We start from the raw sequence: 13,211 nt of genomic DNA on the forward strand, positions 1-13,211 counted from the left end.
TGCGGGCGGTGGATTTGTGGGGGTTTGGTGAGTGCATGAGCCCCAAACCCTCACCCCAGCCCTCTCCCAGAGGGAGAGGGAGCTGACCGAGGTGAATAGGAAAGGTACGCCGACGTGAATTACCGAGTCGTACTTAAGTTTTGAACCCCCACAAATCGGCTCCCTCTCCAGGGGGAGAGGGCTGGGGTGAGGGGCCAGTTCCACCACAAACCCAAAGTCAACCATCTGCTTCCAACCACTCAACAATGAGCGTTAGCTCGAGTCGCTTTTGATCTTGCTTTTGACTCACCGGCGACGTCGGGAGGCTGAGTGGAGGGATTGATCCGGGCGTGGGAGCGCAGCGACCGTCTGGCGCAGCCAGACACAGCGGAAGGAGGTGCAGCGAAGCAAACCGTAGCCGCTGCGCCCGGATCGATCCCGCAGCGAAGGAACCCCGAGCTTGCGAGGGGCCGTACGTAGGAGCAAGCGTTTTTTTGCTTACTTTTTTTAGGCGTTTGTAAAAAAAGTGAGTCGCCGTCAGGCGAAACCATAAGTGGCCATTGCCGCAGGAATGGATATGCCCGCAATCAGCCAAAAAAAGGGCGACCCACCGGTCGCCCAAACGTACTACACGAGAGTCCTTTTACAGCGTCAGTTGCCCACGCTCCTCCTCGGTCAACTGCTGCCTGGCCTGTTCATCCAGATCCCCGGCGCCCAGCACCTGCACCGGGCTGTCCGGGTTGTAACCCGCAGCCGGTGCGCGGCTGGCGCCATCGCGCGACGGTGTGAGTTGTTCGTTGCCGAAGCTCAGCACCTGCACGGTGAACACCGAGGCCTGATTCTGCCGCGCCGCCGCTTGTTGCTGCCGCGCCACGTCTTCGGCGGCTTGCGTGGCCGAGGAAGCCGCCGAGCTGGCCGAGGTGATCGCGCCGGTATTGACCGCGGACACCACCGGCACACCGGTCGTCTTGCCCTGCACCGAAATGTTCGCGGCGTTGACCACTGTCAGCGCGGCGATGTTGACGTTGCCCGACACGCGAATCCCCGCCTCGCCCGCATCGATGGTGCCCAGCGGTGCGATCAGGTCGATATCGCCCGGCGCGACTTCGGCAATCGGGTTGAGCGTGGCAATACCGGCGCCGGTACTCGGCACCGACGGCGACAGCGTGACGTTGCCCCACGTGTCGTAGACACGCTTTGGCGGGGTGTAGACCACGGTGGTTTTCGAACCGCGACCAGCGTTGATGTCGCCCTCGGCCGACCAGCCGAGAATCGAGCCGCCGAAGGTGGTCATGATCCGGCTCTGGCCCAGCAGAATGCTGCCTTGGGAATAGAGCTGAATGTTGCCCGAGCCCTGGGTGATGATCCCCGCCGTCGAGGGTGGTGCTGCGCCTTCGATGCCGAACACCTGACCGCCGCCCGGGGTGAGCATCTGAATGTCGCCGCCAAACAGGGTCTTGACCCCTGCTCCGCCGTACAGCGTGATATCGCCGTCGTAGCGGATCGGGTTGCCGGCGACATCGGTGGTCGGGAACAGCGCCGCAATCGCGTTGCGTCCGCGCAGATAACTGCCTTGGCGCGGGCCGTCGGCGTTGTTGTACTCCAGGCCGCCGGCGCGCAGTTCGGCGAAGTACACCTGCCGGGCGAAGATTGACTGCTCGACGCTTGGCAGCGCGGCGAAAAAGGCTTGTGCCTGTTCCGCGTTGCCGCTGAAGCCGTAACCGAGGGTCAGCCAGCTCTGCAGCTCGTCGAGGTACGTCTTGATCACCTTGCCCGGTTGCGCGCTCAACGAGGAATCAGGATTGGCCAGATTTTGCGGATTCAGGTAATGCGCGATGAACCGTGAATAATCCGGCCCTTGCGCGCCGGTGCCGGCCTGCAAGACCACGCTGGCGCCCGGCCGCTGATCACCTGCCAGCAACGAACCAAGGCTGGTGATGCTGGCCCGGTCTTCCATGAGAATGTTACGCCCGGCATTCACCTCCAGGGTGCCAGGGCCGGCGATGTCGAAGCTGCTGTAGAGGATGTCGCGACCGGCCGATACTTTCGACACGTCCCTTGGATCGTTATGCACGAACAGGTTGCCGGTGGAGTAGATCGTGTCCTTGGTGGTGCCGACGCCATCCTTCGGCGAAATCGTCGGCTGGCCCAGATAGGTGCCAGAGGCGACGATGTCGCGACCGGCCATCATCCACACCGGCCCGGCGGCTTCGTACCAGGTGCGCAGCGAATCGCTCGCCCGCAACGATTCGCCGCTGCGGATGCCAACCAGATCGCCGGTCAACGCGTAGATTCGCGCCGGGCCCATTACATCGCTGAGGCTGGCGTACGAGTTGCTGCCGAAAGCGAACAAGGGATAACGCAGATTCGGTTCCGCGGCGACCCCATCGCTGCCGCTGTTAGAGATGAACGGGGTTTGCGCCGAGTTGCTGGCATAGCCGTTGAACGCCGGGGCAAACGGCGTGGCAATTGCCAATGGACTGGCCCCGGACTGGTTGATCGCATAACCGCCGGCATAAATCGAATCACCGGCCAACAGCTCCAGTTGACCTGAGGCCGACGGCGCCAACAACAGCGACCAAGCGGTCGCGGGCGCGGTGTTGCCGACGCTGTAAGCCGCCGACGAACCGGCGTAAATCGAACCCTGCCCCGCCACTGCGCGCAGAATCGATGGATAGACGAAACGGCTGTCGGTGGGCGAAGTGTTCTGCCCTTTGAGTGGCCCGTTGGTATCGGTCTCGGCCAATTGGGTACTCGGGGTGAGATTGCCGCCGGCAGAGAACAGGTCGATCGCCGTGTGCTCGGTCCACAGCGAGAAGCCGCTCAAAATCCCGCCCTGAGTGATGTCCCCCGCCTCGTCAAACAATGGCGTGGCGTTCTGCAGACGCACGCGGCCCGGGTCTGCCGCACCGCCGAGCACCAGATCGCCACGGGTGTTGATGCGCATGCCCGAGTCGCCGGGAATCAGCACCAGCCCGCCGGATGCGTTGCTGGTGGTCGCGGTGAACGGGTCAAGCGCACGGGTTTCACGGGCGTCATGCAGCACGCTGTCGGCGCCATATTGCAGATTGATGCCGCCGACCGCGCTGCCGCTCATCTGGGCCGCGCCGCGCAGGTTGATCAGTGCGCCTTGCAGATCATGTTTGGGCGGCGTGACCCCATCATTGCCGGCCCGCGCTTGAAGGGACGGGTTGAGCGTGCCACCGATGCGGATATCCATGTCACCGCCACCGGTCAGTTGCAGGCTGCCGTCGCTGCCGACGCGACCGGTGCTGCCCACCGCCACGATCAGCCCCTGACTGCGCGGATGGGTCCGCGAATCCCCCAGCGGTCTGAGCATGCCGGCGTCTTCGCCGGCGCGCAGGCGGATATTGCCGCCGCCCAGCGTACCGAAACCGGTGAAGCCCACCAGATACGGCGCAGCGTCCATGTCGGCATCCGGTAATGGCTGGGTCACATAACTGCCGAAGTTGATCCACCAGGCGGTCGGCACGTCAGTGTTGCCGGTGCCCTGACGCCATAACCAGTTGCCCACCGCCACACTCGGCACCTGCTCACGGTAGCCGCCGCTATTGGCGGCCTTGCGTCCAAGGGTATCGCCAGAAACCGAACCGCCGGCGCTGATCGTCAGGTTGCCCCCCAACTGTGGATACCAGGCCTGATAAAGACTGTCGGCGCCGCCGTTAACCCATTTTTCGACATCGCTGCCGGCGCTGCCCAATACCGAGTCCTTGTCCGACAAGCGCCCACGCATCTGGTTGAAGCGCGGATCGACATCGGCCGACTGGGTGCCCGCGGTGTACACGCCAAATGGTGAGGCCATGCTCAGATTACCGGCGGCGATCAGATCCAGATCGCCGGTGCCAGTGCGCAAGACGCTAAACATCTGACTGTGGATGGCAGCGCTCTTCGCCGGATTGCTTTCCACGCACACCTCGGGATAACTGTCGCACAGCGTCAGATATTCCTCGGGAATCGGCGCGTAATCCTGGAAACCGAACTGGTTGCCAGGCGCCCAGGTCCAGCGCGCCATGGGTGCACAGGCACCGGGATCGGTGTCGCAGAGAATCAGGTATTCCTCGGGCACCGGTTCGAAGGCAGGGAAACCATACTGGTTGGTTTCCGACCACACCGCGCGTGGATTGCCTTCGGTGATCTTCGCCCCGTAATGGGTGTCCGCCAGGCGCAGATTGCCCTCGGCGGTGAGCGGTTGCACCGCACGACTGTCGGCTGCGGAAAGATCAGCCCCCGCCACCGCGCGGATCGACCACGACGCACTGCCGGACGGCAACATCGGCGCGAGTGCCCAGTTGGCGCCCTGGCTGGCGCCATTCAAAGCGCGCAACTCGATGAACGCGACACCGTCAGCGAGTACCACATTGGTCATCGACGGAATCAGCGAGCCGCGCAACAGCGCCAGTGAACCGCTCAACATCAAATTCTTGCTACTGCCCGTGTCGGCATCGAAAGCGCCTGGCAACGGCACGCCTTTGGGCCAGTTCATGGCATTCAATGCCGTGTTGCGATTCAAACGAATACCGGCACCCAAACGGCTATTGGCCGGTACCGTGACATCGTCGCCGAGCAGCGTCCCGGCGGCATACAACAGATTGCCCGAAGCGTCATGCACCGCCCCCGCCAGCACCGTGCCGGCGCTGAAGGTATAAGGTGCGGCCAGTTCCACCTGCACCGGCAGCAGCGTGCCGCTGACCAGCGTCGTCGCCTGAATCGGCAAATCGTAGTTGAGGGTCACGCCCGCCGGAAACTGCGTACCCGGGGCCAGCGTCACCCCGGCTCCCGGCACAATCAGATCGCCGCCGAACGGCTGCACGCCCGGCACCAGCTTCCAGCCAGCGTCGTCGACGGTTTCGGGTGGCGGCGCGAAACCGTCGTTGATGCTGCCGTAGATATCCAGGTTGCCGCCGGCGCGGATCACCAGGCTGGCGGACTCACCAGAGCCATAAACACCGGCGACCTTGCTCGTGTGCGGATTGAGGCTGTCATAGCGGTAGCGCGACAGATCGATGTCACCTTCCACCACAAGGTCGCCGGCCGCTGTCTTGCTGGCGATCTCGACGCCGGGACGCAGGTGGAAGGCATCGGCGTAAGCCTCGTTGTTCAGACCGGCCAGTTTGCGTTGCAACAGATCGGCGTTACTCAGCGCGGCCTCGATGAAAGTCGTGTTGTCGCCGTCGATGCGGGTAAAGAGCGCCTGATCGATCACCTGATACGGCCGGCCACTGGCCGCTGGATCGACACCATCGCGCGCATCGGTATAGCGCCGCATGCCATTGAGGCCGATGGAACGCGCGCCTTGAATATTCACGGTGCCAGTCGCGTCGATGGCGATGTCACCGGCGCCCAGACGCGGTGCGTTGAGTTCCAGGGTACCGCGCAGCATCTGATCGTGCTGACCGGCGAGCAAACCCGACACCGCATCGGTACCATGACGCAAGTCGATGCGCGTACCCGACGCCAGGGTCAACAACCCGGAGCCTGAATTCAACTCGACGATGGCACGGTTCGGCGCGTCGATGATCTTGCCGTAACTGTCGACGCGCAACACCCGACCATGGGCATCAAGCACGCTGTCGCCGGCCAGCGTCAGGCCGTTTTGCGCCGACAGTCGAATGCTGCCGACCCGCTCGCCGCTGGCATCGATCAAACCGTTGACCGTCAGGCTGCCATTGTCCACCGAGACATTGACCTCGCCTGCCTTGAGCCCGTCGCCAATCAGCAAATCGCCTTGCTTGAGTTGCAAGCTGCGACTGCCGAACACCTGCCCGGCGTTCAGGCGCTGGTTGAGTGCCGCGAACTGCACGCTCGCGTCACCGCCCAACTGCTGCGCGCGAATATCCACGCCAGCGGCGTTGTACGGTACCCGCGTACCACCGGCGTCGTAGTAGCCGCTGCTGGCGCCGATGATTTCGCCCTGCAGATCGACAATGCCGGCATCGGTGGCCAATGCCACGGCGCTGAGGTTGCCGGCCTGGTTGTTTTTTGCCGACAAGTCGATGCGCGACCCGGCAAGCTGGCGGATATTGCCGTTGTTGCTCAACAAGGATACGTCGCCGCCCCAGCTGTATTTGCTGACGTCGTTGAACGGCAACGTGCGCCCGGACATGTCCAGTTGCGCACCGTCGGCCAGCGTCAAGTCGTGTTCGGCTTTGGCCGTGAGTTTGCCGCTGGCCAGCGCAATGCGGCTGTCGAGCACGATATCGTGGGCTTGCAGATGGAGCTCTGCGCCGAGGGCATCGGCCACACCCGAAGCAGCCGCACCGCCGAGCGTCAAGCGATTGCCGGCCTTGAGCAGATTGACCGACGCCGCCTCACCGGTCAGCAATGGTGTGCGCAGCGTGAGGTTGCCGCCCGTGTAGGCGTAACCCTTGAGCGGGTCGTAAGCGCCCTGCTGCTGATACACCGCCAGGCTGCCTTTGTGATTGGCGGTGATGCGTTCGCTGGCGCTCAGGTTAACGTTGGCAAACCCCAGCGCCAGACGATTGTTCTGATCCAGGCCATTGGGTTGTGGCATAGGGCCGTAACCCAACTCGATGCGTTGTGCCTGAATATCCAGGGTACCGCTGCCGGTACCGGCGCCGCCGCTGATCACACTACCGGGGTCCTGAGTGGCACCGTTCCAGATCAGGTTGGCGGTGCGGATCGTCGCGATATCCTCGGCACCGCCTGCACCATAAATCGCCGGGGTGGCGAGCACGAGGTTTTGCAGCTTGCTCTGGCCTGTCTGTGCATCGAAGGTGTCGAGGGTCACGCTGCCGTAGAGATTGAAGGCGTCGCGCGTGGTCAGGCTCAGTGTCTCCAGAGCCGGCGCGCCGAACCGGGTATCACCGCGCAGCAAACGATCCAGAACATTCTGGTTCAAGGTCAGACCGGCCGGTACGCGGTCGCCCGCAGCCGCCAGCGCCTGGGCACTGCCAGCGTTGAGCGCGCCCACCGCCAGCGCCAGATGACGCGTGCCAAAACGCACGGCTTCACCCAGCTCGAACTGGTTATCCGTCGCGGCGGTGATACTGCCGTTTGAATACAGCAGCGCCGGGCTGGCACACACCGTCGTGGTGCAGGTGCCGATCCGAATGCTGCCGGCACCGGTGAAACCACCGCCCGCCTCCGGCGCCAGCACATCGGTCCAGCCGTTCGAGACCACCACCACACTGGCCGCGCCCGGCTGGTAAATGTACCCGGCCGTCGAGTCATAAGCGGCGTTGCCACGCCCCAGGGCGTTGATCCCGGCGCCCGCTTCGACGGTGATGCCGCCACTGATCGAGTTGGTGCGCAGCAACACTTCCGGTGCCGCCAGCAACGCCCCGTCACGCAGGACGATGCTGGAGGTGTCCCCGATGAATCCGATGATGTTGCCCGCCGTGCTGTAACTGACGGTCGGCATCGCGCCGAGGGTCAAACGTCCGGCGTTGAGGTTATTCAACGTTTCGGCGTATAGCGAGATACCGTTGAAGCCCTCGGTGGGCGCCTGCCCGCTGCCGAGGATTTCGAAGCTGCTGCGGGCGTTGCCACTGCGCACCACCGCCGTGCCGGCCAGACCACCCGCGGCGGCGCCGAACCGCGCCTGTCCGTTGAACTGCAATGCGATGTTCTGCTCGCCACCGTCAATCAGGCGCAGGTCCAGCGTCTTGCCGTCCTGCGGGGCCAGCGCCCGGGGGACTCCGCGGCGCACGGCATCGCTCTGAATGAATTGGCCGAGACTGGTTTCGTTGTACTGCGAGTAACGGCGCAACACATCCGCCGACGTCAGGATGACCTGTTGGGCGAGGCTGTCGCGCAGGGGGGTGTTGGCAATCGACATTTGTCCGCTGCCAGTCCACGAACCATTACGCATCGGCAACGCACCATGGCTTGCACCCGGCGTTGCCTGACCGTTGACTTCGACCCGGAACGCCCCGGGCAGCAAAGCAAACGTCGACGGCAACAACGTGTATGTACCGGCCGCCAGACCCGGCACTCCAGCGCCAATAGTGACCTGCTGACCGATACGCGGATCGACTGCGCCGGCCTCGGTCAACACCGGTGCGTAAGTGCTCTGGTTGCCCGGAACGATTGCGTAAACAGGGTTGCTCGCCAACCCCGGCAAGCTGAACGTGCCGTCGGTAGCGTTGCGCACCAGCGGATTGAAACGGGCATCTGTGGAACCGCCGCGCCCGGAAATGAAACCGGCACCGCGCAGGTCGCCACCCCCCGACAGATCGATGATTGCGCCGCTCTGCACATCGATGAACCGGGTGCTCATCGACACACCGGTCGCTTCCCCGGTGACGCCGTCCAACACCACCGATCTGCCGCCGTAGCGGTAATCGATGCCATCAGTGGTGCCGCCGTAGGGCATGACCAGCCCGGCACCGCTGACCGACGTCACGCTGTCCGGCAACAAACGAACCTCACGGGTGGTGGTCAACAAGTCGTCGCCAAGGACAATCTTGCCCAGCGGTGCACGCAACACACCGCCCTGCTCGATAGACGCCGCCGAGAAGGTCAGCTTGCCGAACGCCGAAAACGGCGCAGCAGCCGGCGCCGCTCCGTGGCCGCTGATGCGCAGGGTATGTTCGGCCGCCGACTCCGCGCCCTGATAACCGACACGCACTTCTGCCTGAACATCACTGGCGGGATAAATCTGTGCCGCCCGCAGGTTCAAGTCACCTGGGGTCCACAAACGGCTTTTCTCTGCGCCATCGGTGGGTGCCAGAAAGCGCAGATCACCGCTGCTGTCGAGACTCACCTGGGCAAAACCACGGCGACTGTATTCGGCGGCCGCTGCCTTCAGTTGCAGGATCGAACCCTGTGCCCCGAACGACAGACCATTGCCCAGATCGATCAGGTTGGCCGACGCCGTGAAGCGGGCGTCCGCCAGCCTGGCGGTCGGGCTGTTCGTCAGGCGCGGGCGCACGCTGCCGACCACGCTGTAATAGCTGCCGACGCCGGACAGGCGCAGATACGGCGCGCTCAGATCGACCCGTGCCGTGTCTTTGGCTGACTCGGCCAGGGTCAACGCCCCGGCGTACAGGCTGAGGCTTTGCTGCATGTGCAGGTTGACGTCACCGTCGAACGACAACAGTCCGTTGCTCAACAGGCTCAGGGTGTCGAAGCCGCCCGCCATCAGGCTGTCGGCATGCACACGAGCCTGACCGTAGCGCAAACCGTCGTCAGCCTCGCCCGGGCGCAGGTCGGCGGCAAGCGTCGGCCCGGTCGACGTCTGGTCGATGATCAACTCGCGTGGCGTGCGCACACTGTTGTCCGCCGAATCGACGTACAACGGCGTCTCCAGCGCCACTTCCAGACGACCACCGGCTGCCCCGACACCGCCGGCCAGCGCGCGCAGATCACCGTCGATGAACAGGCCGTTGTAAGAGCCGATCGCGATGCGTCCGCCATCAGTGGCTACGCGCGTCGGTCCCTGCCCGGCGATGTCCAGCAGCGCCTCGGCACCCGAAGCGTCGAGTTGTGCGCCCTGGCGCACCACCACGTAAGCATCGGCGGCAGTGGCCGTGGCGAGTTTCGCGTCGATCTCGCCACCGAGGATGATGCTGCCCGCCTTGCCGACCTGCCCATAGGTGCGACCCAAAGCGTCCACTGCGGTATTCACGCGCCCTGCCACATCCAGCCGCGCGTGTTCACCGATCCAGATCGAACGGTCATGCGCGTTCGGCTCCGCGAGTTGATCGGAGGTGGCCGGTTTGATCGAGCCGAACTGTTGCTGACGGATATCGATGGTACCGCCCCAGGCATTGAGTTCACCGTCCACGGTGATCTGCCCGGCGCCGCGCAATGTGATGCTTTGCCCCGGGTCGACGCTGATGCGCGAGCCACGGCCGAGGGTCAGGCTGCTGTTGGCCGCATCGATCAGGCTGAGCAGGCTGGCCCCGCCTTGCAGCGTCAGGCTGGCACCGGCGCGTTGCGTCAGCACGCCCTCAGTCGGGTTCTGCTGGAACAGCGCCGGCGTCCACAACTCCAGCGCCGCTTGTGGATCGGCGCCGCTGAGCTGATTCGGCGCGGCATCGCTAAAACGGTACAGCGGCAGACTGACGTCAACGACACTGCCTTCAACCACGTCCAGACCGCTCAAGCCAATCAGGTTGTAAGCGGAGAAACCTTTGTTGAACAGATCGGTAGACAGTTGCAGGGTGTTGTCGGCCAACGGTTTGTCGCTCTGGCCGATCAGGATCTTGTTGGCCTGCACGGTCAAGGTGCCGCCACCCGTTACACCGTAGCCACGCAACTGGCCATCGAGGCGCAGGTGCGATTGGCCGGGCGTAGATATCGCGCTGGATTCCAGCGTCAAATCACCGCCCTTGCCCCCGCGGGTCTTGCCGTTGGCGAGGATCGCGCCACCGGACGACACATCGAGCACGCTGCCGGCACCGATATTGATATCGCCGCTGCTGCGGATCGACACCCGCCCACCGTTGAGCGAGGCCAGGCTCGCGCCATCGTCCGGCCGGGTACGCAGATTGCTCCAGACGCCGCGGGTATCGAGGTGAACGTCTTCGGCCACAGACACTTGCGTCGGTTTGCCGGTTTTCGCCGTGAGCCGGGTGTCGCTGCTCTGGGTACCGTTGAACTGATTGAGCACGTTGCCCAGACGCAGGCTGCCGCTACGCGCGGTCAGGTCTGCGCCGATCTGCACATCCGGCGCATACAGCGTGATGTCGCCAGCGGTATCGACGGTGATCGCGCCGTCGACGACGACTTGATCCCGGGCCGCCACCTTGAGCGCACCGAGACGGAAACCGTTGAGCTGCTCGTTATCGAGAAACAGCTTGCCCTGGCGCGTCTCTGACACCGCACTGGCGAGGTCCAGGTCATTACCGGCCAGCGGCCTGTCGCCACCGATCTGCACCTGATCCAACAACGGATTGAGCGTATACAACACGCCGCCCGCCGCCGCGACATACGCCGGGTCATAACTGCCGATGATCAATTGCGCGCGGCGTGCCAGTGCGGTCTGGCTCTGCTCATACCCGTCGAGCACCGGTTGGGGCGCCTGATTTTGCCGCTCGCCCTGATACACCTCGCCGAGCATCTGCCCGTCAAGCATGGCGTTGGCCGTGGCGATCACCAGTTGCCCGGCGTCACGCCCCACGGTGTAACCCGACTCGATACGCGAGCGCGGGGCAATCAGCGGGTTGTAAAAATAGCGGGTCTGACCCCAGCGTTCACTGCTGTCCTCGAAACCGTTGTACAACCCGGTGTAAAGCAGATCGCCCGGCGCACGGGACACTTCATACAACTTGCCGTCCGCACCGCGCAGCCAGCTCTGGCGAATCTCGCCGCTTTGCACATCCAGGGTGCCGCCGGACAGATTGATCAACGAGCCCTTCTCGGTGACCACATCGTTGCCGGCAAAACTCACCGTCCCACCCTGCGCCATCCATTCGCCGACGCTGTGCGTCCGGGTGCCGAGATAACCGCCGACTTCAAGCAAGCCGCCGGCGGTGTACCAGCGATCCGTGGCATAGCCGTTGGTGCCCGCCGGCACGTAGACCAGTTCGCGTACATCGATCCAGATGTCATTGCTGTTGAGCGCGCCCTTCTCGCGGTTGACCGAGGCATCGCGCTGCTCGTTGCCTTGCACATTGATCTTGATGTTGTTGTTTTCCATCGCCACTTTGACGCCGAGTGCGCCCGACACGTCGATCATCGCCCCGTCGCGCACCAGGCTGCGGCGCTGCGCCGTCACTGCCACTTGCCCGCCGGTAGCGAGGGTGATCGAGCCGTTCTGGAACTCGACGCTGCCACCGCTCTGAATCTCGATACGCGACTGATCGCCCCGAATCCGGTTGTTCGCAGTGACCGCGCTGAGGGCCGCCTGATGCTGACTGTCGAGTGCGCTCAGGTCGCTGCTGTCGAGCATGATCGCCGTGACACTGCCTTGCGCCAGCGTGACGCTGCCAGCACTGTCGCTGGCGGGGCTGGACAGATGAACGGTGCCGCGAGCAGCCACTGAGGTGCTGGCGAGCAATACGCCGTTCTGCAGCACTTCATGGCCGGCCAGAGTGATGTCGCCAGTGGCGGCCTGGATCAAGCCGTTGTTGCTGACCTTGCCGCTGATATCGCCGGCCTTGAAGCCCGGGGTGACTTCGTTGCCGAACGTGGTCGACAGCGCATTGCCCTCGGTGCCCGCGCCCTTGCGGATATAGAAGCGGTCACCGGCGCCGAGTACGGTCTGGCCCTTGGCGGTGCTGATGCTGCCGTCGTTCTGCACTTCGCTGCCGAGCAGCAAGGCATAACCACCGCCATCAGTAGACGTCGCAGGTGGGTGCGTGGCAATGCTCGCACCGCGTTCCACCAGGACCTTACCAGCGGCATCGGTAAAGGTCGGCTGCGTGGCGCTGCTGTCAAAGTACAGACCACGCTCGCGGAACTGGGTATCGGTGATGCTGGCCGCCGCTGCCACGAGGTTGCGCACATTGACCTGACTGCTGCCGCTGAAAACGATGCCGTTGCGGTTGATCAGCATTACCGTGCCGTCGCCCTTGATCTGCCCCTGGATCTGGCTCGCCCGGGCATTCGGATCATTGACCCGGTTGAGCACCGCCCAATTCGCTTGCTGGTCAAATTCAACCGTGGTGTTGCGCCCGACGTTGAAGGTTTCCCAATTGAGAATGGCTTTGTCGGCGGTCTGTTCGATCTTCACCGTGGTCTTGCCGTCGGCCTGGGTTTGCTGCGGGCCCTTGGCATTCTGCCAACCTTGGGTGAGGCTGTTATCGACCTTCAGTGCGCCCTCGCCCAAACCGTCCGGGACAAACTGCACCGAGCCCAGCGCAGCAGCACGACCTGCCGCCTGAGCCGCCTGCTGCGCGGCAATCGCGGCGACCGTGTTGTTCAGGGTCTGGATCGAGCGCTGCAATTGCTGGTTGGCTTTTTGCTGCTGTGCCAGGGGCGGCGTCATGCCCGGCAAGCCGCCGCTGCTCGGCCGCGCGGCGGCACCTTGCTGCGCGGCCCCCTTGGCGGCGAACCAGTTCGAACTGAACGCCGGTGCCGCCTGCGCATTACCCGCCACCAGACACAACGCCACCGCTTGGGCCAGTGGTTTGAGCAACCACAGCGCCGGCTCCGCGGCTTCACGTTTGAACGACTGGACGTTGGTACGACGGGATGGGCGAGCGAGCATCACTACGAGATCCTTTTGGGTTGCCACACTTTGGTTGCCACACAGGCCGCAGGCGTGCAAAAACCTGTTGTTACGTCATAGGCAGTTGGCGGCA

At 64.0% G+C, this 13,211-nt stretch carries 1 protein-coding gene; it reads right to left on the minus strand.

The window, feature by feature from the left end; translation table 11 throughout:
* Nucleotides 1-622: 622 nt before the first annotated feature.
* Nucleotides 623-13,117 carry a filamentous haemagglutinin family protein gene (locus J3P75_RS15925; RefSeq protein WP_434707373.1) on the minus strand — a complete coding sequence of 4,165 codons (12,495 nt, stop codon included), beginning with the start codon at nucleotides 13,115-13,117 and terminating at the stop codon, nucleotides 623-625.
* Nucleotides 13,118-13,211: the final 94 nt, after the last annotated feature.

The sequence above is a fragment of the Pseudomonas sp. R1-1 genome (assembly GCF_051132135.1).
GTDB lineage: Bacteria > Pseudomonadota > Gammaproteobacteria > Pseudomonadales > Pseudomonadaceae > Aquipseudomonas.

Bases quoted from the DNA above. Each gene is read 5' to 3' on its own strand.
- J3P75_RS15925 (WP_434707373.1), bottom strand. From the start codon at position 13,117: ATGCTCGCTCGCCCATCCCGTCGTACCAACGTCCAGTCGTTCAAACGT.